Raw genomic sequence first — 26,794 nt, 5'->3', positions numbered from 1 at the left:
CGTCAAGTTAAGGAAAAGTGTAAGTAAAATTGATAGAGTGAAGGAAAAGAATAAGGTATAAGTTCTCTTGGATATGTGAATGAGAGAACTTACAATGGACAGAATAGCTTGCTTATCAAAAGACCTCAATGAATTCTTTAATGAAAAAGCAGACGAAATATCAATTGCAGTAGGTTTTATAAAAAGAAAGAGAAAACTTAATGGCTCATCATTCATAAAAGCTATGGTTTTTGGTAACATAGGAGTTGGTGATTGCAGCATAGAAACAATGTGCCAATTGCTAAATGAAGACTCGATAGAAATTACAAAACAGGGTTTGGATTATATTAGCCTGCCCAGTAGCATGGAAGATATGTACAAAGGATATGGGAGTAGCTATAGAGATTGTGAGAGTAATACCAAATCAGGAATAAAGCTGCAGTTAGTCTTTGATTACCTGAACCAAGCGCTAGATAAGTTAAATTTAATAGAAGGAATAAGGTCGGATCAAGGTTATAGGGATTATCTGAACGGTTTATCAGCCAATGATTTGCTAATATTTGATTTGGGCTACTTTGTGCCTAGTTCTTTTAAACAGATTGATGAAGCAGGTGCATATTTTGTTAGTCGTTATAAGTCTGATACCAATATATATGATATAGAAACAAATCAAAAAATAGAGTTGTTGGAATGTTTAGAAGGTCAATCCCTTCTAGAGATGGAAGTGCTATTAGGAAAAGAAGTAAAAATTAAAGTGAGAATTATATGTCAAAAATTAACTGAAGAACAGTCTATAATTAGAAGAAGAAGGGCTAATAAGTTAGCAAAATCACATGGATATACATCTTCTCAAAAGAATCAAAAATTGCTGGATTGGTCGATATTCATAACTAACGTTCCAGAGAGTAAAATCAGCGCTGAACAAGTATTAACAGTTTACAGGGTAAGATGGCAGATTGAATTATTATTTAAATTGTATAAGAGTCACATCAGGCTTGACGAACTTAAAGGAAAACCATACAGAGTATTATGTGAACTATACGCTAAATTGTGCGCAATTCTTATATTTCATGGAATAGTTGGTTGTATAAAACTGAAAGAGAATACAGAGCTGAGTTTAACAAAGGCATTCATTGAATTAAAAAGAAGGATTAGGGAGTTGTTTTTAGCGTTAAGCAGTAAAATTAATAATTTGAGAATTTTCCTGAAAAAACTTACCACAGACTGGTCACAATTTTCTGTGAAAGATAGATATAGAAAAACTAGAGTATCCACCTTAAGTTCATTGAATTTTCTTACCCTTGCTTCTTAACTTGACGCGTATGGTTAAGTAGGGTGTCATTCCAGTGCTTGACACTGGAATCCAGTTTTCCATATAATCTCATCGAAAACGTTGTAACCACTTTCTATGATAGTTTGCTTGTGAGCAACCTGGATCCCAGTGTCTGAGCACTGGGATGACACCCTGACAATCGTCATCCCGCTACTTGTTAGCGGGATCTGCTGAGATATCAACTATGTTTTTTTAAAAATTTTTTATTTGTAGTTTTGCAACTTCATATGGGCAATAAAAACCCATTTGTTATAGAAACAGAATTTTGTATCAAACAGCCACCACAGCAATTTCTGCTTAAGTTAATGAATATGCGCTTTTAATGTGTGTGGACGCGCATATTCATTAACCAATTTCAGTTATTGCTATGTAAATTTTTAAATATGCAAATTAACTGCTTCTTTAAGCCTTGCATTAGCAATCACTATTATTTTACGCATTAGAGCTGTTATAGCCACCATCTTTTTCTTACCACTTTCAATAAGCTTAGAATAAAAGGCACCAAGTGCAGATTTGGACCTTGCAGCAGCCATGGCAGCTGTAAAAAGCTTTGAACGAACGTTACTTCTTCCACCTATAATCCTTCGGTAGCCAATAGCTTTACCACTTTCCTTAGGATGAGGCGCAACACCTGCAAGGCTTGCAATTTGCCTTTTATTTAAAGAACCAAGTTCCGGTATGAGACACAATAAACATTGAGAGGTTTTTCTACCTATTCCAGGGACTGTTTCAAGAATTTTTTGGCATCGTTGCAATTCAGGATTTTCATTGACTATTTTTTGTATAGCTTGATCAAGCTTTTCTACCTGGTTGTTGAGGAATTCAATAGCTTGTTGACAACTTTCCTTAATGTAATCATTTCCAGGAGTTTTTAGCCTATTCTTCTCTTGAACAAGCATTTTCGTAATATCGTCACGACGCTGACAAAGTGCAAACAAGGTGGTTTGTTCTTTTGAGATAGGTGTAAATAGCTGCAGATGTCCACAACGCTCAGAACCATATTGGGCAAGCGCTTTTGCATCAAGACTGTCGGTCTTTGCCAAAGTTCCATGAGATAGAATGAAGTTTTTAACTTGACGAGTATTAGCACGATGCACAGCAATGTTTCTATCAATAAGAAAATACAATAAGCCAAGCTCATAACCTCCTGTAGCTTCTAAAATTACCATGGAGTTGGGCAAGATATTTGAAAATTTTTGGTAGAATTGTTTCCAACCAACACAACTATTGTCAAATTTGATGACACCTTTTTGTTCATTAACTGCAGTAACAAATTCAAGTTTTCCGATATCAATGCCAATAAAATTTTGATAAGATGTAACCATAAAGAACCTCGAGAGTTTAAGTTAAAATTTAAGATTGTAAACGGGTGCATATATATGTCCCAAACAACTATTCAAACGTCTCGAAGGATAGGCTTGAGTACCTTGATATCTACGTATGTTATAATACTACCGTCTTACGGTCGCTCAAGCCTGGCGATAACCACATTTTTATAGAGTTATCTTCCTTCTTGCTTCTTTTTATATCACATTTCCAACTTACAATCGTCTTGATTAATTTTGAAAGGAAATCTTTTTTCCAGTTTGTCTCTTACTTCATCAATTACATTTTCTTTTTGATTAGTTTTTGGAAGAAATCTTTTTTCCAATTTGTCTCTTATTTCATCAATTACATTTTCTTTATTTATATCTTGATTATTATTGATCTCTTGTAATATTTCCTTTAGCATTTCTTCAAATTTTGATTCTACCATTTCCTACCAAGCTATAAAACTTTATTATGGCATATGAAGTGGATTATGTCAATGAAAACCTAAGAAACTGGTTCTTCTTTTTTTCTATAGCTTTAGGTTTACCTACAATTTGAAAAACAACAAATTCGTCATCCCGCTGCTTGTTAGCGGCGCGGCGGTATCTACTTGGATGACAGATAGTAGTGCGAAAGTCTCTTACAACTTACTTTTAATTAGTCTAACCCATGCGTGCCAATCCCTCTCACCAAGATTGCTTTCAAAAGATAGGAGATCCTTTACAGCTTTTGAGCAAATTTCTTCACTTGGAATTGATAACTCCTTATTCATTGCTAACGTTAAACATTGAGTTTTGCACGCTCGTTCTAAATGATACGTGTAAAACATTGCTTCTTGTATAGTCCGACCACACGTTATAGATCCATGATTACGCATTAACATGACAAAATTTTCTTTCAGATCAGCTATTAACCTCTTTCCTTCTGTATCGCTAAGTGCTAGAGAATTATAGTTATGGTAAGAGATTTTATTGTAAAAGTGCAGTGCCCATTGACTTATAGGAAGCAGCCCATCTTTGAGAGAAGAAACCGCTACAATAGAGGGTGTATGCAAGTGAAAAATTGCTTGAATATCTTTCCTTGCTTGATAAACAAAACCATGAATTATATAGCCAGTTCTATTATATTGATATTCTTTGCCTTCAATCACATTCCCATCAAATGATACTTTCATTAACGAACGTTCATCTACTTCATCAAAACGCATACCAAACGGATAAATATAAAACGACTTTTGATCTTCAGAACGCACTGAAAGGTGAGTATATGTATGATCATCGAACTTAAGGTAGGACAAAATCTGATAGGCATAGACTAGATCCCTTTTTACTCTGCTCTTTGTTAACAACACAATCCTCTGTTAGAATCTTCTGAAGGTTTATACGCGAAAAGAGACTTGTAGTAAACTAATAAGTCTATGTCACTCTGTCTTGAATACCAAACACTTTTGTGTTGTAGCTTGCTTAAAAATAGTTATCGTTATTATAGAGTTTATATACAGAATTTATGTTTTTAAATGACATAATATCTTAACTATAAAAATAATTTTCTATATAATATTTCATATGTTTTAAAGCTTCATTTTTATGTTATTATAAATGTAAGTTTCAAGATTGAAAATAATATGGTAAATATTAACACAAAAAAACAGCCAGCAGGATTTTTCATATATCTCTCTGGTCTTTCAGGAAGTGGTAAACTTTCCACAGCAATAGAATTATCTAATGTGATAGACGCATTAATTGCAAATAGTAAGTTCTATAACAATGTTCAAGCTTGCTCTATATACGACGGTGTCTTTGAACGTGATCAAATACCTAAAGAAGTTCAAGATAGAATATATGGCATTATGCAAATTATGCTTCAGGTAATAGAAAATTATCCGATTCACTCAAAAAATTACATATTTATTGATGAGTGGATGGAAAATAATGACCAGAACATGAGGATGTATGATTCAATAGTAAGGCTTAGTAAAAAAATGAACACAGAAATCCTTCCTGTGGTACTTAAGTGTGATCTACCGACATTACAAAAGCGTATTGCATTAAAAAGGCAAAGAAAAAATATGAAGGTGATTAATGTAAGTAGCATGATAGAGCAATGTAGGATTAACAATTTATTTATACCACCGAGTGCCATAGAGATAGAAAATTCAGATATGAGTATAAAAGAAGTAGCTCAAGAGATAGTAAACCAGATGCACAAGCTTAGCCAAATTAGCATGTACGCGAAAGAATAGTTTATAATGATTTCATATACTGAGGCTCATTTAAATATAGAGCCTCAACTTCATTTAATTTTTGCTTGTTCTTCAGTCTATAATGAACTAATAGTCCTGCATGGCTAGCATTTAAATTGCAATCCATATATGTACTGCTTGTAGCGTGACCAGGGTCACGCGCTGCAGTTGGACCAGATAGCGGCAATAAATTGAAATCAAATGACTGCGTATAAAACCCTTGAGCATTTTTGATTATAGCTCTGATATTTTTTTTGCTATTTGCACAAAGCAAAGATATTGCGTAGGCTTGAACTTCCAGCGCACTAACTCCGTATAACGGCTTATTTGTAGCAAGATTTATACCTTGTGCAGCTGATATACCAACTCTAATTCCAGTGAAACTTCCTGGTCCAACTACTACCGCCAAATGATCTATTTTATCATAATTATAGTTGTGCTTATCAAACAAAGTATTCAGTATTTGAAAAAATGATTCTGCATGACTATTGCTGGTGGAATTGCGCTCTACAAAACAGTTACCATCATAATCAACTATTGCTATTGAACTACCAATACCTACAGTATCAATCGCTAAAATAGACATTACTTAAGCTTATCATATAGTTTTGAAAATATCATAGTAAAGGCACCATTACCCATAACATTTGCTGAAGTGATTATTGGATCAAACACTATATACAATGCTGTGATTAACGAAAGCATTTCTGGAGAAAATTTGAGGTGTTTCTCAAGAATAGGTAGCATTACCATAATTCCTCCTGCCGGCACTGCAACGATAGCAAACTTAAATAACAAAAAATAGAGAAGGAAAGTTACATAGTCTGTTGTGCACAATGAATAACCGGAGGCAATTATCATTGATAATATTATAATAAAAAAGCAATCACCTACTAAATGAAAGCTAGCAGTTATTGGTACAACAGATGATGCTATGTCAGGTTGCTTTACATTTTTTTTGCTTCCTTCAAGACTAAGAGGCATAGTTGCATTACTAGACATTGTGCTCATCGCAGTAATAAATGCCGGTATCATATTGCTTATACTAGCTATCCAGCTTGTGATCTTGAATGAATTTGCTGCTCCATATAAGAGGAAAACATAAAGGTAGGTTGCAGATGCTATAATAATGAAAATTATTGAGTAATCCTTAAATATTATAGATAAAACTTGATCATGCTGCATTTTTAAAGCAAGCCCAAGTACAAATATTGGAATAATCGGTGTCAAAAACGTCTTCAAAATAAAGAGAGTTAAATCTAACATTTTGTTCGAAAGCTCTTTGCCTTTCTTGGGTAGCAGTATAGACACTACTATGCTGGACACAAATCCACAAGCAAGGGCATAAAAATTAGAAAGCAATGCAGGCAGCCTAAACGACCATAAGGGAACAATTGTTTCTTCATACGTTATATCTTGTATTGAATAAGTGTTTTGTATGATAAAATGCCCAACAGAATAAGCTATTACACTTGAAGCCAGATTTGACAAGAAGATCATTATAATAAGTAACAATATAAACTTTATAGCTGACTGCTTAAGATTGTTAACACTGCTAAAGATTAACGCAAAAATAATAAAAGGCATTATAAATAGCAAAACCTCTTTTATACTCAGGCTCGTTGAGTACAAGAAGGTTTTTGCTTCCATTGGAACTAAATGACCAAAGAATGCAACTGAAGTGATGACCGTGAGTAAGATTAGTAGTTGTAGCACGTTCTTATATACCAATGTCCTATGGACATATATATGGCAAGTTAGTTGTTAAGTAAAGCAAAATTGTTTAAACTGCTGTAAACTGCACAGCAGATGGTGTAATGAAAGTAGCTGACACTGGAATGACAAAGAAGAGTGAAATTAGCACTCACTTATTATTCGTGTCGTTTTCAGTAAAAGCCTCCTCCCATGTGCCTTGAGTTGCTGCACGGCTATACTCTGTTACTCTATTTTCAAAGAAATTCGTATGTTCCACGCCATTTAGTATTTCATCAAGCCACGGAATAGGATTATCATTAACATCATATATGGACTCAAGACCTAATTGCATTAACCGTCTGTTTGCTACGTAGCGTATGTAATTGCGCACTGCTTCTGCAGATAGTCCTTCAACGTCTCCGAAATCAAAAGCAAGCTTTATAAACTCATCCTCAAGCTCAACAATAGTGCGGCATGCAGAATATAATTCCTCTTTAAACTCATCGTTCCAAATTTCATTATTCTCTTTAATAAATGTATTAAATAACATAATAATTGAATTGGTGTGCAAAGTTTCATCACGGGCTGACCAGGCGATTATCTGCCCCATTCCTTTCATTTTTCCAAAGCGTTGGAAATTGAGCAAAATTGCAAACGATGCGAATAACTGCAACCCCTCGGTAAATGCACCAAACACTGCTAGGGTTTTAGCTACATGTTTTTTATCATGTTTTTTGCTTTCCTCAAATTCTAGCATGTACTCATACTTCTTTCTCATAGCATCATACTTTAAGAATGCTTGATATTCGCTTTCTGGCATGCCAATTGTGTCTAAAAGATAAGAATAAGCTGCAATGTGTATAGTTTCCATATTGGAAAAGCTTGCAAGCATCATGCATATTTCTGTTGGCTTAAATATATTTGAATAATGCCTCATGTAGCAGTTATTTACTTCAATGTCCGCTTGAGTAAAGAATCTAAAGATCTGGGTTAGTAGATTTTTCTCTACGTTTGAAAGTTTAGTTTTCCAATCCTTTACGTCATCAGCAAGCGGAACTTCCTCAGGTATCCAATGAATTCTTTGTTGCTGCAGCCACGCATCATATGCCCAAGGGTAATTAAAAGGTTTGTATATTGGATCTGCTTCTAACAATGACATAAGATACCTATTATTTTCTAAAGTAAATATTATATTAAGTGATATTGAGAACTAGTCAATTTAACTTTTTGAAATTTGACGTCAGGTAATCTATTAGTGTATTATAGCTTCAAGTAATTTATCAACAGAAATGCGAGTATTAATATCTTTTATTTTATTATTTACAGTGAGCTGCACTCACACTATTCACAATCACGGAGCTCCTGGCATTAGTGTTGAATTGTGGAGCAAGATAAAAGTAGGTGACGATAAAGAAAAAGTGGTTCACACTTTAGGATCACCAACATTAGTATCAAAGTTCGATGACAATGTTTGGTACTATGTCTCATATAAAATTAAACAAGCCAACTTCTTAGGAAAAAGGAAGTATAGCAGTAAGTCTCTGCAAATTTCATTCGATCAGAACGGTAAAGTTGCAGATACAAAAGAAACTGACATCTTAGAGAGATCTTTGGCTGTTTCTGATTGAAAATCTGCTCAGATCTTCCTACGTCATACCGCGGTTCATTCCATAACTGTACGAACATTGCGATTTGGGCCTACCAGAAGGGTGTCATGAAAGTAGCTGACACTGGTTCCTTTATGACGGTGTCATCCCAGTGCCCAGACACTGGGATCCAGGAAACTTAATTGCAAGTAATGCATTGGGTTTGGTGAGTATGGGTTTTGCGTTATAGAATGAAGCACTTTTGGTGAATTTGTAAAGAAAACTGGATCCCAGTGTCAAGCACTGGGATGACACCCTACTTAGCCGTCATACCGCGATTCATTCGCGGTATGACGGCTAAGTAGGGTGTCATCCAAGCAACCTCCTTCTCCCGTCATCCAAGTAGCTCCCCCTATGGTGTCATTCCAGTGCTTGACACTGGAATCCAGGAAACTTAATTGCAAGTAATGCATTGGGTTTGGTGAGTATGGGTTTTGCGTTATAGAATGAAGCACTTTTGGTGAATTTGTAAAAAAAACTGGATCCCAGTGTCAAGCACTGGGATGACACCATTTGTTGTAAACTCACTTTTACTCTATGGTTATACTAACTTGCTGCTATCCTGAACGGATACAGTGGGCTTATTAAATTATAGAATTACTTTAGCTATAGAATAAAGTCTAGTGTTACTTCACGCCAAATGTGGTGGTGCTGAGTAGGCAAGCCGGTCAATGGGCTACATTTATATACTGCACGCATTGCGTTATCTGCTATCGACCTAAAAAGTGGATTATTTCGATAGGAATCACTGTCTGCTACATCGGCCATAATTATCTCGCCTTGACTGGACAATAATAAGTTAATTTTTATATTAAAATTTTCTTTGTAAGCTATGCTTTCAGGAATGCTCCAGCATTTTGTGAGCTTGTCTCTTATAGAGTTAATAATTTCTGTTACAACTAATTCATCCTTTTTACTCTCAACGCTTTTTTCGTTTCCTATTTCATTCTTTGCCTCTCTAACATCCCTTCTTAGTTTTTTCTCTACACTTTTCTTTCTTTTTGGAATTGGAATGAATTCTTTACCCTCGTTAATAATGACTTCTTCTTGCACTTCAATAATTTGCCTCGGTTGTGCTATAACAGTGTGCTCAACTATTTCTTTTTTCCTTTGTGGTATAGGAACAGCTAACGTATCATTCGTTTGGGCTTTTGTTGAAGATAACGAAAAAAGCAAAAAACAACATAAAGACAAAAAAAGAATATAATTAGAATAGAAAAAACGCATATGTTAAGCAGCTTGTTTTACTGGTTTAAAGCTAATATTGCACGTAAAGTCAATATATTTTAGTTGATGGACGAGTTTGAAGTAAATAAGGAATCCTTTCAAAGCTGAAGGCAAGCGAAAGATTGTCTTCTCGACAGACAAAGGAATTGTATAATGGATTAAAAGGAACCGTATGACAAAAATTATAGCAAAAGAATATACAGAATTTTTAGAGCAGTTGAAGGATCATATTGCAACAAACCGTTATAAAGCAGCACTTGCAGTAAATAGTAAGCTTATTTTGCTTTACCACCATATTGGTACAGAGATCCTAAAACGCCAAAAAGAACATACCTGGGGAGCTAAGGTAATTGATCAATTAAGTAAGGATTTGAGAAGTACATTTCCAGAAATGAAAGGCTTTAGCACGAGAAATCTGAAGTATATGCGTAAGTTTGCCTAAGAATATCCTGATGTTGAATTTGTGCAGGAGCCTCTTGCACAATTAACTTGGTATCACAATATCACTCTTTTGGAAAAAATAGAAAGTCATGAAATAAGATTATTTTATGTAAAAAAAGCTATTGAACATGGCTGGTCACGTAACATTATGGTGATGCAGATAGAACTTGGACTACATAAACGTCAAGGAAAAGCAATAACTAATTTTAAAGAAAAATTACCATCTCCACAATCCGATCTAGCACATTACACATTAAAAGATCCATATATTTTTGATTTTTTAAGTATAGGTAAGGATGCTCATGAAAGAGAAGTAGAAAAAGGACTCGTAGGGCATATGGAAAAATTTCTGTTAGAACTCGGTGAAGGATTTGCATTTGTTGGTAGACAATTTCATTTAGATGTTGGTAATAAAGACTTTTATATTGATTTATTATTCTATCATTTAAAGTTACGTTGCTTCGTAGTGATTGAACTAAAAGATAAGGATTTTAAGCCGGAATATGCTGGTAAAATGAATTTTTATCTTTCTGCAGTTGATGATTTACTGAAGCACTCGACAGATCAACCTTCTATAGGGTTAATCTTATGTAAATCTAAAGACGATGTACTTGCTAAATATACACTCAAAGACATAAATAAACCAATAGAATTAGCGGAATATCGAATAACTGAAAATCTACCAGAGAACATAAAAACAGCTTTACCGACGATAGAAGAATTAGAAGCTGAATTATCCAAAATTTCAGATAAGGAAAAGTAATGGTTACTAAAATCATTCAAACAATTATTTAGCAAACCAAAAACTCAGCATGGAGGCTCAGGAAGAAGAGTGGCAGCCAATAACTTACTCTCTCATAGCCTTGAAACTTTGGAAGCAAACAGTAACAGAGTAAGTGATTTTTATGGATTACAAGCTCTAGGTGTACTATCCTATAATATCATACGGTCAATACACTCTAAATGAGATGGAAAGATGAAGGCATCATTATAGCTGCTAAAAAATACGGTGATAAAAACTTAATTCTCTCTCTATTTACAAAAAATCATGGAAAGCGCAGGGGATTAACTAAGCTAACAAACAATAGCAATTATAAGTTTCAAATAAGTAATCTATTACATGCAGAATGGAGTGCTAAGTTACCTGAAAATCTAGGTTTTTTTAAGTGCGAATTAATCGAATCTCCATTCCATCATTTCTTTCAAGATAGGTTAAAAAGCATTACTATTGTTTCTTTCTCCTCTATTTTAGAAAAAGTGCTTCCAGAAAGTGAACCCTGTGCCATGCTGTATGACAATTTTCGATATTTCATCGATGTAATTAAACACAACAATCAGTCTTGGCAAAGCCATTATCTTAACTTAGAGCTTCTGCTTCTTACGCAATTGGGATTCAAGTTAGACTTATCCAAATGCGCTGTAACAGGTGTTAAGGAAAATTTACAATTTATTTCTCCAAAAACTGGCAGAGCAGTGTCAAAAAAAGTAGGAGATTATTATGCAGATAAACTCCTACCTTTTCCACAAATGTTGCATGATGTATACAATAATAACTTACAAAACAGCTACTCATTCCAAGAATTTCAGTTAGGACTGAAAGTCACAGGATATTTTTTAAATAAGTATCTATTTTTGCAGTTAAACGTGAAATTTCCAGAGCTGAGAAACCTCATGTTGTTGCTTTAATCTTAGTTATCATTTTTTTGAAAGAATGACGGTGTCATCTGGGTAAAGTCAGAGATAGCTTTCTCCCTTAAATCCACACTGTATGCCATTACTTATCTTATATTTCATCAATTCCATATTATACCTTTATCATTCATTTTAGAAAATACTATAGTTAGCGGAATCTATGCCGAAGCGGTATAGCTATAGGATAAGAAACTATAGCTGCAAATTGATGTTTTTATCAGTCTTCCAGGCTTGGTTTTTCTTCTGATTTTTTAAGTCTTTCTTTATTTAGTATGGAGCTTATCTCTTCTACACTTTTATCAATATCATCATTGATTATTACATAATCATATTTATCACGTTTGCTTATCTCTTTTTGAGCTTCAGCTAATCTGCGCTCTATTTCGCTTGCATCATCACTATTACGCTTTTGCAAACGCAACCTAAGCTCTTCCATTGAAGGGGGAAGTATAAAAACACTCACAACTTTTTTTCTCATGAGCTTGAATAAGTGAAATGCTCCTTGCCAGTCTATGCTTAGTAAAACGCTTATTCCACTGCTTAAGTTTTGCTCTATAAAATCTCTTGGTATACCATAAAAATTCTCAAAAACTTTGGCGTATTCAAGCATCTGACCAGCTTCGCATAACTCGTGAAATTTTTCTTCGGTAACGAAAAAATAGTCTTTTCCATTTATTTCGCCGGGGCGAGGCTTGCGTGTAGTCATAGAAACAGACCTAACTAAATTAGTTGATTGCTCAAGTAATTTTGCTGATATAGTAGTTTTTCCAGCTCCAGAAGGGGAGGATAGAACCAATAATACGCCCTCACTTTTTACGGTCATTTTTCTTTGCATTTTTTAACATGACGCTTTTTGGATCAGAGTTTAAAAAGCTAGAACCTTCTAAATTAGAATTTGATAAGTTGGTGCCAATAAGAGAAGAGTTATCAAAGACGGCATAGCGCAAATCGGTCTTTTCAAGATTTGCCTTATTCAAATTAACGTTTACAAACTTTGCTCTACTCAATGTTGAATTAGAAAAATCGGCATTTTCTAAATTCATATCCTTAAATTCAAAGTAAGAATAATTTGCATTAAATTTTTCACCCTGTGATATTTTCTCTTGCAAATCTCCAATTGAAGTTATAGCATTTCCTGAACCTGTGAGTTTCTCCTGCCCTTGATTGTCAATCAAAATTGAATTATCAAATTTGCAACCTGTTAAGTGAACATCAGCAATTGAACTTTTATATATGCTTGAAGAGTGAAAAGACATATCACTAATTGTTGAATTGCTCAAATTGCTAAGAAAAAAGCTAGTTTTCCTAAAGGCATTAGCGTGAAGCAAAGAAGATCTGAAATCGCTTTCAACAAAATTTGAATTAGTTACTTTTAAATTGGACCAACTCGAATTATCAGCTAATAAATTAAAGAATGTTGAATTTTCTATTTCACTGGAATCAATATTATGGCGAGAAAGCGTACTGTTATAAACTTGAGAGTCTTGGATTTTTATCTTATACATTGAAGTTGTAGAAAGGTCTGAGTCTTCTATCTTCGCAGAGGTGAATAGTGAATGGTCAAAAAATGAGCCATTCATATTAGAATTCGCAACTTTAGTATTATGAAACTTTCCGTGACGAATGTCAGCATTAGAGACATTAACTTGATGCAGTTCACTAAAACTAAAATCAATATTGGATAAATCAGCATCCTGAAGATTTGTTTCAGAAACATATGCATGCTTTATCTTGGAACCATTTAGTATAGATTGAACAAAACTTGAATGATCGTCATTCACATAGGAAATTTGTGTGTTGCTTAAATTAGTTTCGTCGAAGTTACTGTTAATTATGATAGAAGAATTAAGGTAGGCATCGGAAAGATTGCTACCTGTAAAGTATGATTCTTTTAACTCTGCACCATATATGTTAGCATTTTTTAATGAAGAAAATTGTATCTTTAATTTATATGCATCCACTCCAAAGAAACTTGCATTATCAAGGTTGTTTTTCTGCATAATGGTATCGTTTATTTCACTATCACTAAAATTTACGTGGCCAACATTCGAGTTTGATAAGTTGGAAAGATTCATTTTCACATTCGAGAAATTAGTATGCAAACCAATTACGTTGTGCATACTTACTTTTTTGAGATCGGAACTGATAAAATCAGCATAACTAACATTAGACTGATCAAATACGATATCTGTTAAGTTTGCAGAAACAAATTTTGTAAAACTCAAATTTGTACCTTTTATTTTAATGCCATGTAAATTAGCATTGGAGAAATTAGCACCACGTAAATCAACATTAATAAAAGACACGTCGGATAAATCGGTGTTAGAAAAATCGGCACCAATCAGACTTACTCCATCAAAAACAGATTTACTTAGGTACAGTTGGTTAAAATTAGCTCCATTTAAGTTAGAACCAAAACCTTTCTTAAAATCTTCTGGCACGCCCTCTTTGTGGCACTGTACCAAAAATTCAGCAAAGTCTTTTTTACTGTAAGATACGTATTTTGCATCACGCAGAGCATTTAAAAAATCACTAATCTGATTTTTTTCATCATTTATTTCATTTCCATAACATAAATGACCAACTAAAATTAATATCAAAAATCTAATCATCTTGCTTATCGCACTGTATTTCTTTCGTTTTCACAGCCCAATCGTACATTGCTGAGCTTTCTTTATTGTCTATTTTTCTATCCTCCAAAAGATGTGGCATCATTTCGGCAATCGCATTTATTATATTGACCTGCTTTTTTTCGATTGCTATATCAATTGGGGATTGAAAATTATTATTAACTACTCTAAGATCAGCACCTTGTAATAAGAGAAAGCGCACTATGTCTACCTCACCTTGTTTAACTGAATAAATGAGAGGAGTATCACCCAATTTATTTCTAAACCTTAGTATCTCTTGAGTTGTTAATCCAATTTTTTCTAGCTTACTTATTATTCCTCTTAAGCAAGGTAAGTTATTTTTCTTAATACAGTAAAAAAATTGCTTACTGTAATCATCAATAAATACAGTTGTAGGAAGATGCTCATTAAGGCTATCATATTGTCGTTTATATATTGACTTGCTTTGTATATCTTTATGACTCCATTCTTTTATTGGTTCTCTGTTTAGCTTTGTCCATTTTTGTAAATTTTTCTTTTCACTTTGCTCTTCTTCTTTAGTTATAGGTTTTACTCGACTCTTCCTATTGCGGTCCTTGGAATTATTGTTTGTTTCTTTCACTTTTTTTTCTTCAGACTGACTTCCTACTTCTTCTTTTTTTTCTTCTAATAATTGACTCACATCACTTTTTGAAAGTTCATTATCTTTTATATCAATCTTCTGATCAGCTTGTAGATTTTTTTGCGGGTTAGCTGTATTCTCATTTAAATCAGCACTTAAAGGCAAAGGCTCTGGTTTCAAATCTTTATTCACTTCTTTATTGGCCACATTTGGTAAATTTTGAGCAAATTTGTCTGTGCTTCCTTCTAGCTGGTCATTTGGCAAATCTTTATCAATCCTTTCACCTTTACTTATAGTTTTTTCAACCACGGAAGCTTTGTCCTCGTTGTGTTGCAGTTTCTCTTTATCGGTAGTGCCGTCTAATCTTTTGCTCTCAGCCTCTTGTGTTTGTTTAGCATCGACGTTGCTTTTTAACTCATCTTTTTGATTTGTGCTATCTTGCTTCCTTACACCTACATTTTCGTTTTTATGAACTGATTCGATTTTCTTTTCTTCAAATTGCTCTACAGCAAATAGGCTCAGTGATCCGAATACAACAGCTAATAGTATGAAATATACAATATTTTTCATAAATGTTCAAAACATAAGCTTAATTAAAATGATACTATAATCAAATGATTAATCTACAGTAAAAAATGCCTTAGGATTTAATTTATAAAAAAACAATAGATTTTTTGTATCTGTTCAGGGGCATCGCAAATATTGAAGCAAAGTGGTCAGTGCTTACTGTACGAACATTGTGATTTGAGAGCAATCTCCGCTAGGGAGGATGTCATCCCAGTGCTCCTTTCTCGTCATCCCAGTTCTCAGACACTGGGATCCAGAAAAAAGAATGGTGTCATGCAAGTAGCCTCCTTCTCCTGTCATCCCAGTGCCCAGACTACTTGGATCCAGAAAAGTTTGCTTGTAAGCAAGCAAACTAGCATAGAAAGTGGTTACAACATTTTCGATGAGATTATATGGAAAACTGGATCCCAGTGTCTGGGCACTGGGATGACAAAGGAGGACGTTATTCCAGTGCCAAGCACTGACCATTTGCTGTGCAATTTACCTTCAAAAATGAATGTTCGTACAGCTATGGAATGAATCGCGGTATGACGTAGGACTGCTGTCATTCCAGTCTGGAATCTAGTCTTTACTGGGGAGATGGTATGAATAAGTATTGCTTGGTTGGAAGCAAGAGAAGATAATAACTTCTCAGAGTGGATAGGTGGCAGGTTGGATGTTTTTCTGAAGCACTTTCTGCCCAGGGAGTAGAAAGAAGACTTCGTGGGGGAGATTAACTGCCCCTGCCACCGAAAATCATCGTGAGGCTCACAAAATGTGATGACCTCGTATAGGAGTTTGGAACAACCGGCAATATTCTACTCTGATATATTGAAATATGCAATTGGAGGAAAAAATATGCGTCACATTGGAGTTGATTTACATACCAATAGTTTTACTGCTTGTTACTTACAAGAAGGGAAACCTGAGCATATTCAAACGTTTCGCTTAAAAGACTTGGATAATTTCACCAAAGATCTTCAAGAAACATATGAAGTAGCCATAGAAGCAACAGGTAACAGCTGTTTCTTTTATGATGCAGTTTCACCTTACGTTAAACGCATAGTAATAATTGCTCCTGGACAGTTTGAAGTTGTTCGTCGCTCTGTGAACAAAACAGATAAGCATGATGCGCGAGCTATTGCTTTCTTTCTAAGCAAAGATATGTTGCCTGAGGCAAGGTGCAAAAACAAACAATGCCAGCAGTTAGCTTCTCTTCTTCAAACGAGAGATCAGTTAGTAAAGTCACGGGTATCTTTAATCAATAAAGTTCATGGTCTTTTTAATTATCATGGAATAAAAATTAAAAAAGAAGTACTTACAACTAAAGTAGGATTTGAACGTGCTACTCAAAAGCATAATTGGGAGCCTTTAGAAAAAGTTGAAATTGAAGTGATTAGCTATCATTTAGAAGCTATCCGAGAAAGCCTTAAAAAACTTGAAAAGGAAATTATAGCTTTTGCTAAACAACTTCCTGGGTTCAGCAATCTTATCAGCATAAAGGGAATTGGTCCAATTTCTGCAGCTGTCTTTATTGCAACAATTGGAGACATTAATGATTTCCGTAGACCTGAGAAACTTACTGCATATTTTGGAGTTGTACCAAGAGTTTCTCAATCTAATCAGCAATGTACAATTGGAAGAATTACCAAACGAGGGTCAAAAATAGCGCGTACTTCTTTAGTTCAATGTACTTGGATTGCTGTACGTTACAGTCCTTACTTGAAAAGTTTTTATGAACATATAAAAAAGAAGCGTGGTTCTGCTAAAGCTATAACTGCTACTGCTAGGAAATTTCTTATAACTATTTTCTATACTCTTAAAAATGACTGGGTTTTTAAAGATTTCACAAAATTTGAAATTTCTACTGGACAATAATCATAGGAGAAGAAACTCTCCTTCTACAGTATATCCGTTTAGGGGAGGTATCTGTTCAGATGCATGGCTAATGTACAAATATTGAAACAAAAATTCCAGTGCTCCCTTTCTTGTCATCCCAGTGCCCTGACTACTTGGATCCAGAAAACTTAACTTTAAATAAGTGGCTGCATAATAAACTACACATTAAACCTAAAGTGCATTATATCGCCATCTTGTACGATATAATCTCTGCCTTCGAAGCGAATTTTTCCTGCGTCTTTACAAGCCGGTTCACTTCCATACTTTATGTAGTCTGCAAAGCTTATCGTCTCTGCTTTTATAAAGCCTTTCTCAAAATCAGTGTGGATTACACCTGCTGCCTTATCAGCTGTTGATCCTATTTTTACTGGCCATGCCCGTGCTTCTTTGGGGCCCACAGTAAAGAAAGTTATCATACTCAGCACTTCATACATAATACGCGCTACTCCATCAAGGCCTGATTCTTGTAAGCCAAATTCTGATAAAAAACTCTGTTTTTCCTCTTCACTATCAAGATTTACAATATCTGCTTCAAGTTTTGCTGAAATACAATAAAATTTGCTTTTATTTTCCTCCGCCATTCTCTCTACCTTTTTAGATAATTCATTGCCAGTTATAACATTTGTATCTTCAACATTGCAAACGTACATAACGGGCTTTGTTGTCAGCAATTGAAGCAACTTCATCTCATCTCCATCGATATTCTCCAAACTTCTTGCAGGTTTACCTAATTTTAAAGTAGCTAATACCTCTTGCATTAATTCAAGTTGTCTCTTTAGCTCTTTATCACCTTGCTTTGCTTTCTTTTCCAATTGAGGAAGCCTTTTTTCTATGCTATCAATATCAGCTAGGATTAATTCCATTTCTACCACTTCAGCATCTGATATTGGATCTATTTTACTGTGTACATGACTGATATCGTCATCCGTAAAGCACCTGAGCAGATGAACGATGGCATCAACTTCTCTGATGTGGCTTAAAAATTTATTGCCGAGCCCTTCGCCTTTGCTCGCACCCTTTACCAGGCCTGCAATATCTACAACTTCTAATTGGTTGTAGATTACCTTCTCTGAGCCTGCAATTGCTGCGATTTGTTTCAAACGTTGGTCTTTTATCGAAATCTTGCCTATATTTGGCTCGATTGTGCAAAAAGGGTAATTTGCAGCTTCGGCTGCACTTGACTCTGTAAGCGCATTAAATAAGGTTGATTTTCCTATGTTTGGTAACCCAACTATACCACAGTTAAAACTCATATTTGCTATGTAAAATTATAACTATTGCATAATTTAAAAATTTCTGCTATACTTAATTAGTTACAATTTGTTAGTATAGTAACATATAGCTTAAATTAAGGTAAAAATTATGCTTCAATCTAGGGAACGGAAATTACCAACTAATAGCCAAGTAGTTAAGTATAATACTGCGGGCGATGGCAATTGTTTTTTTCATGCTGTGTTTGGTGATAATAGCTCTGGTCCATATAAAGCTGAAAGAGCGCAAGATATGAGAATGGAATGGCACAAATTTTTAAGTCAATTTACATCTTTAGATGATGTAAGTATGCCAGCTCCTTTAAGAGCTCAGCTAGAAAAGGTTTTTAATATGTTTTTAAACAAGCCAGGGGATTTAACTGGTAAGTCTGATAAAATAAAAGAGTTGGTTGAGCAAACAAATAGGAAAATTGAAAATGCTGAAGATAATGTGAAGAGGTTAGTAAGTAAAGCTGTTAGCAAATTTAATATATCACGTGATCAAGCTATGCGTGATTTAGGAGAATATGCAGAGGCTCTTCATGGCCTTGGTAAAAATGAGTACAATGCTCAATATAATAGTGAATTTATTACACACTCATTTCTTAATAACTCTGAACTCTACCAAGCTTATCTTGAAGCAATAAAAAGTCAAAGTTATTTTGTTTTCATTGAAGAAATTAGTATGTTAGCTTCTTTAGCTAACATTGAAATTAATGTCTACTACAAAGATAATAATAGCGAGGAGCAAAAAAGGTTTGAGCCAGATCCACAAATGATAAATAATGATGATCAGTTAAATCAGGTATTTAATCGTGAAAGTTATAAATTAAACGACGAGTTATGGGGTAGTAAAGAGCGAGAAACAATACATCTTGGAGGGAACCATTACTCTAGAGCTAAAATTGTAACTAAGGAAATTCAAGAGCAAGAAGATTTCCTATTAGCAAAAAAGCTTCAGTTAGATGAGATCTTGGAATATTGTAACCTTTCAAAGGATATCTCTGAGAGAGCAGAGGTTGAAAAGGGATTTGATAAGTTATTGGCAGAAAATGCTGATGGAAAAATTCGTGATGTTGTAGACCAGTGCGTTAGTGATATAAAGCAGCGCATAGAGCGCTCTGAAGAGCAAAACCCTTCAAGTTTACTAAGATGTGGTACGCAGGAAACGATGGTAGAACAACCATTTCATCCACAACAAATACTTGTAAAATAAATTTTCATAGCCCTGTATATTTTTATATAGGGCTTTTGCAAGCATTTCATATAATATGAACTTGCAGTACGTACTAACCTAAATGCAAGTTGACCATGAGACTAGTTTAATTATTGATGCCATAGAGGAATTTGGTGGTGAGGCTAGGCTTGTCGGCGGATGTGTGAGAGACTCAATTTTGCAGCGTGATGTCCACGACATCGATTTAGCTACTAATTTGCTTCCCAATCAAACGATTAAAGCGCTAAAACTCCGTAATATAAAAACTATTCCAACTGGCTTAAAACATGGAACTATCACTGCGGTTCTAAATCAAAGATCTTTTGAGATCACAACACTAAGGCATGATGTGAAATGTGATGGTAGGCATGCAAAAGTAGAATTTACCAATAATTGGCAAGCGGATGCTTCAAGGCGCGACTTTACATTTAATGCTCTATATGCAGATAAGCATGGCCATATATATGACTACTTTGGTGGTATAGAGGACTTAAAGGCGCAAAGATTAAACTTTATAGGCAACGCTGAAGATAGAATTAAAGAAGACTATCTACGTATTTTAAGAGCATTTCGTTTTCATGCAAAAATATGTGTCGGAGATTTGAGTGATGAAATACTAAGCGTATGCAAAAAGCATTCGCATATGATCCAAAACCTCTCTGGAGAGAGAATAAGAGATGAAATACTTAAATTGCTGGAGTGCAATGATCCTTTTCCAACACTTAAGAGCATGCAAGAATCTGATGTTTTGCAAAAGATTATCCCAAAAGAAGTAAAATGCGAAATTCTGTCTTCGTCACTTCTTTTAGGCACCGATACGCTAGTAAAATTAGCGTTACTCCTTAGGACTACTAAAAAAAATGACAGGCTAAGTCTTGGAGAATACATAAGTAAGTTTTTACGTCTTTCGAACAAGCAAAAGAAAAAGCTGCTATTTTTACTATCCAACGATATCAAAACAGAACTTTCAGAAAAAGAGCAAAAAAAATACATATCTTTATTTGGTAGAGAATTATATTGTGATTTAGTAAAAATTTGTGGTGTTGAGTCTGGAGAAAATGTTGATAAATACATTTCATTTGCTAATACATTCAATATTCCAAAATTTCCTTTATCTGGCGATGATTTAATAAGTATAGGTCACCAGCCAGGAAAAAGTTTAGGTAAAAACTTAGAGTTGCTCAGGCAACATTGGGAAGACAGCTCCTACACTTTAACAAAAGAGGAGCTGGTGCTTTATGCTAAGAGCCTACTTTAACTATTTTTGGCGGTTTGATGTATGCTTGTGCAATATAGGAGGAATGTATCTGTTCAGATGCATGGCTAATGTACAAATATTGAAACAAAAATTCCAGTGCCCCTGTGATGTCATTCCAGTGCTTGACACTGGAATCCAGCTTTTGATCGAAAATGTTGTATAGTACACAATCAAATTTTCTGGATCCCAGTGTCTGGGCACTGGGATGACACCCTTTTGGATGGAAACCAGTGTCACGCACTGAAATGACACCCATTTATTCCTATAGTTGTCTTTTCTCGTCTACCTTATTTTGCCACTCTGCTGAACAGATACGGAGGAATTTATCAAGGAATTAGGTATGCCTTTTATTCTGTTAGTGGTTTTTGAAACTGTGCCCATACAACTCTCTGCATCTGGCTTTTGAACCTTTGTTTGTCCTTTTTGAACATTCCCATTTCTTGACTTTTCTTTCGCATTTTGTTGTCCATGTTCAGTTGTTGAACTTTCAATCTGTTGATTTTTTAATTTCAAATTTTCATCAAGTGTTTTTGTACACTCTCCAATAGACGATATTCCAATACTTCTTACTCTTTCTAGTTCTGCATTCAGATGTTCAACTTGTTCTTGTAACCTAGCAACCTTATTTTCTAAGTCCTTTTTCTCGCTTACTACAGTGCTTAATTGACTGCTTAAATCTTTCAATTTACCTTCTAAATCAATTTTTCCTTCCTCCAGTTGTTGTTTGGATTCCTGAGCACTTTGTAGTTGTTTTTTCAGATTCTCCACTTCAGCTTCCATTTTCTTTTTATCTTCATCTAATCCTTCATTTAACCGCATTAAACTATTTATTTTTGGGTCTTTTTCCTCCACCCCTACCAACTCTTCTTCCCGTTTACCTGCATCTTCTGCCAATTCTCTATAATTCTTTTCAAGTTCTACAAGTTTAGACCTTAACTCTCTATTTTCCTCTTCTAAAAGGACATTTTGTGAACGTTCAAGTTCTAGTTCCTGACTTAATCTTCCAGTTGTTTATTCAATTCTTCATCCTCCTCTATGCTTACTTCTTCCATACTATCGTAGTCTTCATCAATGAATTCATCATTTACTATAGTATCAAAACAACTCTCATCAGTGAACTCACTATTTTCTTCAGTTTGAACCTCTCCATCCTTACTTATTACTTCACTTTGACTCCCTTTTTCTGCAACTTCAGGTTTTAAATCAATTTGAGCACTTTCATCTGTTGTTTTATCAGTCCGAATTTCATTACTTTCAGTAGCTTTATCGCAATATAGAATATTTTCCGTCCATTTGTTCCATTTCCTTGGTAGTATTCGTCCAATCGTTTTTAGGTACAACCAAGCAAATACAGTAGACCAACTGTATTTTTGTTTAACATTAATTTCATAATTAACCGTATTATTAATATTTGGCATAAAATTACCTTGTTTTTTAACTTTAATTTACAGAAAATTTTAATAGTAGTAAAGTTATATATATCAGTATAAATGTTAAACAAATACTAATGCAGGTGTCAAATTATGGTAAAGTCTTTGCTCGCCTAATACACTTTAAGCAGAAATACACATGTCTGTAAGTACAGCATTTGCTTTTCCTATCGCTCTTGCTAACACTTCCTGTTCATTGTTCTGATTTTTCACATTGATTACCTGAGCAGCTAAGTTTGCAGGAAAAGTGACCAAACTGACTTCCCATAATTCCACTTGTTTTAACACTCTAGCTCCGCTTTTATGATCAACATCATACTCTATAGGTATATAGCCGATGGAAAGTCCGTTAATTGCTCCAGTTTTGAGCATCAAATACACTTCTTCTGCTTTCTGAATACCCAAAAGTAAATGTGCGGTTATATACAGGCCAACATCGTTTTCATAAATATCTATGATACTACCTATAGGTTCGTCAGGATTATGCTGCCAAAGGAGTTTTATTTTATTTCTGTTTAAATTTTTCTTAAATGATCCAGGCAATATCAGATCATTTTGTTTATCAATTATATTAAAAACGCTAGCATAACCAGAAAATACACCGTTTTCTCCTATGCTTTTTATTGACAATGGTGAATAGAGAAATTTCTTATTCATAAGGCCTCCTGTAGTGTTGGGAATTTTGTTTGCACAATGCACTGCAATGTTAAATCTATTATATGCAGTGCTCTAAAAGGGGGAAGCACTTTTCTTAGTTACTAAAAATGCTAACTGGAATCCAGATTGGACACTGGGTTATAAAATTCTACGTCATACCACCGCGGCGCTAACAAGTAGCGGAATGACGATTGTCAAGGTGTCATCCTAGTGCCTCTATGATGTCATCCCAGTGCCCTGACTACTTGGATCCAAGAAAAAGAATGATGTCATGCAAGCCCCTATGATGTCATTTCAGTGCTTGACACTGGGATCTCATTTCACTCTATAATAGCAGTGCTCCTTTCTTGTCATCCGAGTAGCCTCTTTTTTGTCATCCCAGTGCTTGACACTGGGATGACAAAAAAGGAGCACTGGGATGACACCCTCCTAGTAGAAACGCTTTTGTAATTGCAACATTCGTGCAATCTTTAGCCATGAATATTAAGAAACTTACCAAACGAAAAACAGGCAAAAGAAACCCTAGTCATTGTCTATTTTCAGTATTGGCGTTTTTTTATGTTTTTTACACTTAGTAACCGCGACTCAGCTGCATTTAAACTGCAACTAACTTTTAGCTATAAAGATTAAAAAATTTACTAAGCAGAAAAAAAGGCAAAGAAAACCTAGGGTAGCTAGTATTCAAATTCTCCCTTGTTCTATTTGACGTCTTTTGATGTCTTAAACGCTTTATAAGCGCGTTTCGTCTTGTATAGGTAGAAACCCAGAAGTTTTATAAAGACATGAGGTGCACATAGTGCAAAAAATTAAGCATGATTTACGCCAAATACAAAGTTCCCTTTGTCGTTTTAATCTGCAGATTGCGAAGATAAATAAATAGCTTCAATTTTATGATAAGGGGGCTGGCGGAGTTTGTCAAGCAAGTTTTTAGTCCTGTCTCCTTGCTATAATGTTCATATCAATAGAAAAGCAAAAGAATAGAATGGAATATCAAGTGATATCCTCTATAATTAAATTTTTTGAATGAAGAGATGACGATTCGTGTAGGAATTAATGGTCTGGGTAGAATAGGCAGAGGCGTATTGCGTGCTATTTTCGAAATAGAAGAATATAGCAAACAAATAGAAGTTGTAGCTGTGAATGGATCGCTCAGTGCAAAGCAGCATGCACATTTGATTAAATATGATTCTGTTCATGGCAAATTCAGTGGTGATATTGATTTTAATGAGTCTCAAAATTGGATTTCTATAAATGGCAAAAAGTTTTCTTTATATAGAGAACGGAATCCTGAAAATATTCCTTGGAATGTTGATGTAATACTTGAATGTACTGGTGCATTCAACAAACGTGAAGAAGCAATAAGGCACAATGCAGAGAAAGTAATTGTCTCTGCTCCAGTTCCGGATGCTGATGTCACTATAGTTTATGGTGTGAATAACGATATGCTCGAAAAAGAGCATAAAGTGATATCAGCAGGTTCTTGCACTACAAATTGCCTTGCTCCGATTGTGAAAGTCCTACACTCCAGTTTAGGTATAAAAAGCGGTTTTATGACTACTATACATGCCTACACGAATGATCAAAATGTTCTTGATGGTAATCATAAAGATTTGCGTAGAGCAAGGGCTTGCGGACTATCTATGGTGCCAACTACAACCGGGGCAGCAAAAACAATTGGTTCTGTCATCCCTGAATTAAAAGGAAAGCTAGATGGCACTGCCGTCAGAGTTCCAGTTAGCAATGTTTCTATGGTTGATTTTAAATTTACGACTGATAAGAAAGCGACCGTTGAAGAAATCAATGAAATATTTAAGGATGCAGCTCTCTCCTCTACGTCATTCCAGCGCGTGACGCTGGAATCTAATTTCTGGATCCCAGTGTCAGCTACTCGGATGACATCAGAGGGTACTAGGATGACAGAGGGTTCTCCAATGTCAAATGTACTTTCTATATGCGTGGAACCTTTAGTCTCAATAGATTTTGTGCATAACCCTTATAGTGCAATTGTGGATTTAACTGGTACATATATTACAGGTGATATATGCAGGGTTGCAGCGTGGTATGACAATGAGTGGGCTTTTTCACTGAGAATGTTAGACATAGCATTATTGAGCCATAGTAAAGTATGAATGGAAACCCAAACAAGTATGCTTCATTTTGTGAGCACTTTGCGGAACTCAGAACAAGAGTTATCTTTTGCTTTCTATTTTTTTGCGTTGCTTTTGGTTTTTGTTACTACTTTAAGGAAAATATATATCGTTTTTTACTCGCACCTTTAATAGAAGCAACAAAAGGTAGCGAAGGTTTTTCTTTAATTTACACAGACTTAACAGAGGCATTTTTTGTATATCTTAGGGTTGCTGTAATGAGTGCACTTTTGCTCTCTTTTCCTGTGTTTGCATGGCAATTCTATATGTTCTTAGCACCTGGGTTATATAAAAGTGAAAGGGCAGTGTTGTTGCCATACTTAATTGCAACACCGGTTTTATTTGTAACGGGAGCTACTGTAGTCTATTACTATATATTTCCTTTAGCCTGGAAGTTTTTTATCAACTTCGAACACAGTGGTAAATCCTTCGATATACCGATAGAGTTTATGCCATCAGTTAGCGAATATTTAGACCTTGTTCTCCAATTTATGTTTGCATTTGGCACTGCATTTCAAATTCCAGTAATACTCACATTGATGGTGAGAGTAGGGTTACTCACTACACAAAGTTTGTCAAATAAACGTAGAATCGCAATAGTGGTAATTTTTATTATTGCTGCAATCTTAACTCCACCTGATGTATTAAGCCAAGTAGGGCTTGCAATACCTATGCTGATTTTATATGAATTGTCCATTCTGATATGTAGGTATATTGAGAAGAAGGCAAAGGATTCTGATAAGTAAAAAGCCATTGTAACCATTCACGGAGATAAGGTGGTTTACAAAGTAAGTACAAAAGTGTAAAGACGTAAGAAGCTAAATATGGAATGGGTAAATGACAACAGTGCTGCAAAAAAAGATTGTAGCAGAAAACGCTAATCTCAGGGAAGAAATAAAAGCGCTGATTACAGAAAATGATAGCCTGAAAGCAAAAATAGTTGAATTAGAAGACAAATTGGGCTTAAATTCATAAAATTCATCGCTACACCATCACAAGATATATATCGTAAGAAAGCAAAAAAGAAGAGTGATAAAAACCCAGGAGGTCAGCCAGGACATAAGGCGCATAAGCGTGAATTAATGGCTGCAGACGAGGTAGTGAGCTGCACAATTGATACGATTTGTATGTGTGGAGGTAAGGTTGTTTTAGAAGATGAAATTATTCATCAAAAAGCAGAGTTGCCAGAAATCAAGCCAATTGTAACTGAGTACAGATTGCAAAGGGGACGTGTAGAGTATGTAAAAAAAGAATTACAGCAAATTTACCTGAAGGTGTTACAAGAGATCTATTGGGAGCAAATGCCAAAGCAATCATAAGCAGCCTTAGCGGCTTTTTTATTAACTCAAAAAGAGAGAATTTTAAGCAGTATATTTAATCTAACTTGGTTTAGTCTCAAATACTGAACGCAGGGTATCGAAGAAGTGTGCATCTGAATATGAGAAAATGAAGGAAGAATTGCAAGGAAGCAAGTATTTGGTTTGATGTCTTCATCAACATGTGGCGCTTGGTCAACCTTGACCACTCCTTCCTGATCCATTCTCTACCTTGAACCGGAGAACTCTAAATCTTGTTTTCGTCCAAAAAAATGAGC

General features: G+C 34.9%; 32 protein-coding genes and 1 pseudogene. 15 read left to right on the top strand and 18 right to left on the bottom strand.

From position 1 onward, the window contains the following. Window positions 1-94: 94 nt before the first annotated feature. A complete protein-coding gene (locus OPR57_RS04370) occupies window positions 95-1,291 on the top strand; it encodes an IS4 family transposase (RefSeq protein WP_265037552.1) in 1,197 nt (398 codons plus the stop codon). A gap of 26 nt (window positions 1,292-1,317) precedes the next feature. Here the strand turns inward: OPR57_RS04370 and OPR57_RS08060 are convergent, their stop codons facing one another. The 4 genes from OPR57_RS08060 to OPR57_RS04350 all read right to left on the bottom strand — a co-directional run bounded on the left by OPR57_RS08060 (window position 1,318) and on the right by OPR57_RS04350 (window position 3,974). Then, the gene (locus OPR57_RS08060; RefSeq protein WP_265035891.1) at window positions 1,318-1,458 is read right to left on the bottom strand and encodes a hypothetical protein; all 141 of its coding nucleotides are present in this window, start codon (window positions 1,456-1,458) and stop codon (window positions 1,318-1,320) included. Window positions 1,459-1,689: 231 nt separating this feature from the next. After that, the gene (locus OPR57_RS04360; RefSeq protein WP_265035888.1) at window positions 1,690-2,637 is read right to left on the bottom strand and encodes an IS110 family transposase; all 948 of its coding nucleotides are present in this window, start codon (window positions 2,635-2,637) and stop codon (window positions 1,690-1,692) included. A gap of 203 nt (window positions 2,638-2,840) precedes the next feature. Continuing rightward, window positions 2,841-3,068 (bottom strand): hypothetical protein, encoded by a 228-nt coding sequence (locus tag OPR57_RS04355; protein ID WP_265035886.1) that lies wholly within the window; start codon window positions 3,066-3,068, stop codon window positions 2,841-2,843. 195 nt (window positions 3,069-3,263) lie between these two features. Next, window positions 3,264-3,974 carry a class II aldolase/adducin family protein gene (locus OPR57_RS04350; protein WP_265035884.1) on the bottom strand — a complete coding sequence of 237 codons (711 nt, stop codon included), beginning with the start codon at window positions 3,972-3,974 and terminating at the stop codon, window positions 3,264-3,266. A gap of 273 nt (window positions 3,975-4,247) precedes the next feature. Between OPR57_RS04350 and OPR57_RS04345 the strand changes: the two genes are divergently transcribed. Beyond that, window positions 4,248-4,865, top strand: coding sequence for a hypothetical protein (locus tag OPR57_RS04345; RefSeq protein ID WP_265035882.1), 618 nt, complete (start codon window positions 4,248-4,250; stop codon window positions 4,863-4,865). A gap of 1 nt (window position 4,866) precedes the next feature. On the opposite strand, the gene tsaB is transcribed toward OPR57_RS04345, so the two are convergent. The 3 genes from tsaB to OPR57_RS04330 form a co-directional block, all read right to left on the bottom strand. Then, window positions 4,867-5,451, bottom strand: a complete 585-nt coding sequence (gene tsaB / locus OPR57_RS04340) for a tRNA (adenosine(37)-N6)-threonylcarbamoyltransferase complex dimerization subunit type 1 TsaB (protein ID WP_265035880.1) — start codon at window positions 5,449-5,451, stop codon at window positions 4,867-4,869. Then, window positions 5,451-6,581: a cation:dicarboxylate symporter family transporter gene (locus OPR57_RS04335; protein ID WP_320157512.1), complete on the bottom strand. Its 1,131-nt coding sequence runs from the start codon at window positions 6,579-6,581 to the stop codon at window positions 5,451-5,453. The genes tsaB and OPR57_RS04335 overlap by 1 nt, the downstream gene beginning before the upstream one ends. A 148-nt stretch (window positions 6,582-6,729) precedes the next feature. Next, window positions 6,730-7,719 (bottom strand): ribonucleotide-diphosphate reductase subunit beta, encoded by a 990-nt coding sequence (locus OPR57_RS04330; RefSeq protein WP_265035877.1) that lies wholly within the window; start codon window positions 7,717-7,719, stop codon window positions 6,730-6,732. 130 nt (window positions 7,720-7,849) lie between these two features. Between OPR57_RS04330 and OPR57_RS04325 the strand changes: the two genes are divergently transcribed. Then, window positions 7,850-8,188 (top strand): outer membrane protein assembly factor BamE, encoded by a 339-nt coding sequence (locus OPR57_RS04325; protein ID WP_253302542.1) that lies wholly within the window; start codon window positions 7,850-7,852, stop codon window positions 8,186-8,188. Next, window positions 8,185-8,349 (top strand): hypothetical protein, encoded by a 165-nt coding sequence (locus tag OPR57_RS04320; protein WP_265034966.1) that lies wholly within the window; start codon window positions 8,185-8,187, stop codon window positions 8,347-8,349. The genes OPR57_RS04325 and OPR57_RS04320 overlap by 4 nt, the downstream gene beginning before the upstream one ends. Here the strand turns inward: OPR57_RS04320 and OPR57_RS08055 are convergent. The 3 genes from OPR57_RS08055 to OPR57_RS04305 all read right to left on the bottom strand — a co-directional run bounded on the left by OPR57_RS08055 (window position 8,300) and on the right by OPR57_RS04305 (window position 9,433). Next, window positions 8,300-8,461, bottom strand: coding sequence for a hypothetical protein (locus OPR57_RS08055; protein WP_265035875.1), 162 nt, complete (start codon window positions 8,459-8,461; stop codon window positions 8,300-8,302). The two genes, OPR57_RS04320 and OPR57_RS08055, sit on opposite strands and share 50 nt — an antisense overlap. Window positions 8,462-8,566: 105 nt before the next feature. After that, window positions 8,567-8,734 (bottom strand): hypothetical protein, encoded by a 168-nt coding sequence (locus OPR57_RS08050; RefSeq protein WP_265035874.1) that lies wholly within the window; start codon window positions 8,732-8,734, stop codon window positions 8,567-8,569. Window positions 8,735-8,812: 78 nt separating this feature from the next. Then, entirely contained in the window at window positions 8,813-9,433 is a 621-nt protein-coding gene (locus tag OPR57_RS04305; RefSeq protein WP_265035872.1) for a hypothetical protein, read from the bottom strand. A gap of 172 nt (window positions 9,434-9,605) precedes the next feature. Between OPR57_RS04305 and OPR57_RS07835 the strand changes: the two are divergent. Both OPR57_RS07835 and recO read left to right on the top strand, forming a co-directional pair. After that, window positions 9,606-10,637: pseudogene (locus OPR57_RS07835) on the top strand (PDDEXK nuclease domain-containing protein). A gap of 200 nt (window positions 10,638-10,837) precedes the next feature. Beyond that, on the top strand, window positions 10,838-11,560 hold the full coding sequence (gene recO, locus OPR57_RS04290; protein ID WP_265035870.1) for a DNA repair protein RecO: 723 nt from the start codon (window positions 10,838-10,840) through the stop codon (window positions 11,558-11,560). Window positions 11,561-11,783: 223 nt separating this feature from the next. Here the strand turns inward: recO and gmk are convergent, their stop codons facing one another. The 3 genes from gmk to OPR57_RS04275 are packed head-to-tail and all read right to left on the bottom strand — an operon-like array spanning window position 11,784 to window position 15,367. Then, window positions 11,784-12,389, bottom strand: coding sequence for a guanylate kinase (gene gmk / locus OPR57_RS04285; RefSeq protein ID WP_265035868.1), 606 nt, complete (start codon window positions 12,387-12,389; stop codon window positions 11,784-11,786). Beyond that, a complete protein-coding gene (locus OPR57_RS04280; protein WP_265035866.1) occupies window positions 12,373-14,178 on the bottom strand; it encodes a pentapeptide repeat-containing protein in 1,806 nt (601 codons plus the stop codon). The genes gmk and OPR57_RS04280 overlap by 17 nt, the downstream gene beginning before the upstream one ends. Further along, complete coding sequence (locus tag OPR57_RS04275) at window positions 14,171-15,367, bottom strand: ankyrin repeat domain-containing protein (protein WP_265035864.1); 1,197 nt, start codon at window positions 15,365-15,367, stop codon at window positions 14,171-14,173. The genes OPR57_RS04280 and OPR57_RS04275 overlap by 8 nt, the downstream gene beginning before the upstream one ends. Window positions 15,368-15,499: 132 nt before the next feature. On the opposite strand from OPR57_RS04275, the gene OPR57_RS04270 reads away from it, so the two are divergent. Next, window positions 15,500-15,883, top strand: a complete 384-nt coding sequence (locus OPR57_RS04270; RefSeq protein ID WP_265035862.1) for a hypothetical protein — start codon at window positions 15,500-15,502, stop codon at window positions 15,881-15,883. Window positions 15,884-16,201: 318 nt separating this feature from the next. Then, window positions 16,202-17,221: an IS110 family RNA-guided transposase gene (locus tag OPR57_RS04265; RefSeq protein WP_265037507.1), complete on the top strand. Its 1,020-nt coding sequence runs from the start codon at window positions 16,202-16,204 to the stop codon at window positions 17,219-17,221. 179 nt (window positions 17,222-17,400) lie between these two features. Here the strand turns inward: OPR57_RS04265 and ychF are convergent, their stop codons facing one another. Beyond that, the gene (gene ychF / locus OPR57_RS04260) at window positions 17,401-18,495 is read right to left on the bottom strand and encodes a redox-regulated ATPase YchF (RefSeq protein WP_265035861.1); all 1,095 of its coding nucleotides are present in this window, start codon (window positions 18,493-18,495) and stop codon (window positions 17,401-17,403) included. 109 nt (window positions 18,496-18,604) lie between these two features. Between ychF and OPR57_RS04255 the strand changes: the two genes are divergently transcribed. Together OPR57_RS04255 and OPR57_RS04250 are read left to right on the top strand one after the other, a co-directional pair. Next, the gene (locus tag OPR57_RS04255; RefSeq protein WP_265035860.1) at window positions 18,605-19,708 is read left to right on the top strand and encodes an OTU domain-containing protein; all 1,104 of its coding nucleotides are present in this window, start codon (window positions 18,605-18,607) and stop codon (window positions 19,706-19,708) included. A gap of 82 nt (window positions 19,709-19,790) precedes the next feature. Next, a complete protein-coding gene (locus tag OPR57_RS04250; RefSeq protein ID WP_265035859.1) occupies window positions 19,791-20,966 on the top strand; it encodes a CCA tRNA nucleotidyltransferase in 1,176 nt (391 codons plus the stop codon). Here OPR57_RS04250 and OPR57_RS08045 read toward each other — a convergent pair. The 4 genes from OPR57_RS08045 to OPR57_RS04230 form a co-directional block, all read right to left on the bottom strand. Beyond that, on the bottom strand, window positions 20,950-21,222 hold the full coding sequence (locus OPR57_RS08045) for a hypothetical protein (RefSeq protein ID WP_410541009.1): 273 nt from the start codon (window positions 21,220-21,222) through the stop codon (window positions 20,950-20,952). The genes OPR57_RS04250 and OPR57_RS08045 overlap by 17 nt on opposite strands. A 26-nt stretch (window positions 21,223-21,248) precedes the next feature. Next, the gene (locus tag OPR57_RS04240; RefSeq protein ID WP_265035857.1) at window positions 21,249-21,860 is read right to left on the bottom strand and encodes a hypothetical protein; all 612 of its coding nucleotides are present in this window, start codon (window positions 21,858-21,860) and stop codon (window positions 21,249-21,251) included. A gap of 101 nt (window positions 21,861-21,961) precedes the next feature. Next, window positions 21,962-22,384, bottom strand: a complete 423-nt coding sequence (locus OPR57_RS04235) for a hypothetical protein (protein WP_265035856.1) — start codon at window positions 22,382-22,384, stop codon at window positions 21,962-21,964. Between the two features lie 135 nt (window positions 22,385-22,519). Further along, window positions 22,520-23,053 carry an HK97 family phage prohead protease gene (locus OPR57_RS04230; RefSeq protein ID WP_265035855.1) on the bottom strand — a complete coding sequence of 178 codons (534 nt, stop codon included), beginning with the start codon at window positions 23,051-23,053 and terminating at the stop codon, window positions 22,520-22,522. Between the two features lie 297 nt (window positions 23,054-23,350). On the opposite strand from OPR57_RS04230, the gene OPR57_RS04225 reads away from it, so the two are divergent. The 5 genes from OPR57_RS04225 to OPR57_RS04205 all read left to right on the top strand — a co-directional run bounded on the left by OPR57_RS04225 (window position 23,351) and on the right by OPR57_RS04205 (window position 26,519). Further along, window positions 23,351-23,503: a hypothetical protein gene (locus tag OPR57_RS04225; protein ID WP_265035854.1), complete on the top strand. Its 153-nt coding sequence runs from the start codon at window positions 23,351-23,353 to the stop codon at window positions 23,501-23,503. A 581-nt stretch (window positions 23,504-24,084) separates the two neighbouring features. Next, window positions 24,085-25,182: a type I glyceraldehyde-3-phosphate dehydrogenase gene (locus tag OPR57_RS04220; RefSeq protein ID WP_265035852.1), complete on the top strand. Its 1,098-nt coding sequence runs from the start codon at window positions 24,085-24,087 to the stop codon at window positions 25,180-25,182. Continuing rightward, a complete protein-coding gene (gene tatC / locus OPR57_RS04215) occupies window positions 25,179-25,946 on the top strand; it encodes a twin-arginine translocase subunit TatC (RefSeq protein ID WP_265035850.1) in 768 nt (255 codons plus the stop codon). Before OPR57_RS04220 ends, tatC begins: the two co-directional genes overlap by 4 nt. 91 nt (window positions 25,947-26,037) lie before the next feature. After that, the gene (locus tag OPR57_RS04210) at window positions 26,038-26,175 is read left to right on the top strand and encodes a hypothetical protein (RefSeq protein ID WP_265035848.1); all 138 of its coding nucleotides are present in this window, start codon (window positions 26,038-26,040) and stop codon (window positions 26,173-26,175) included. Between the two features lie 107 nt (window positions 26,176-26,282). Then, on the top strand, window positions 26,283-26,519 hold the full coding sequence (locus OPR57_RS04205) for a hypothetical protein (protein WP_265035845.1): 237 nt from the start codon (window positions 26,283-26,285) through the stop codon (window positions 26,517-26,519). Window positions 26,520-26,794: the final 275 nt, after the last annotated feature.

This window comes from Wolbachia endosymbiont (group A) of Anomoia purmunda, from assembly GCF_947251545.1.
Taxonomy (GTDB): domain Bacteria; phylum Pseudomonadota; class Alphaproteobacteria; order Rickettsiales; family Anaplasmataceae; genus Wolbachia.
This window is presented reverse-complemented; position numbering and strand designations above follow the sequence as displayed.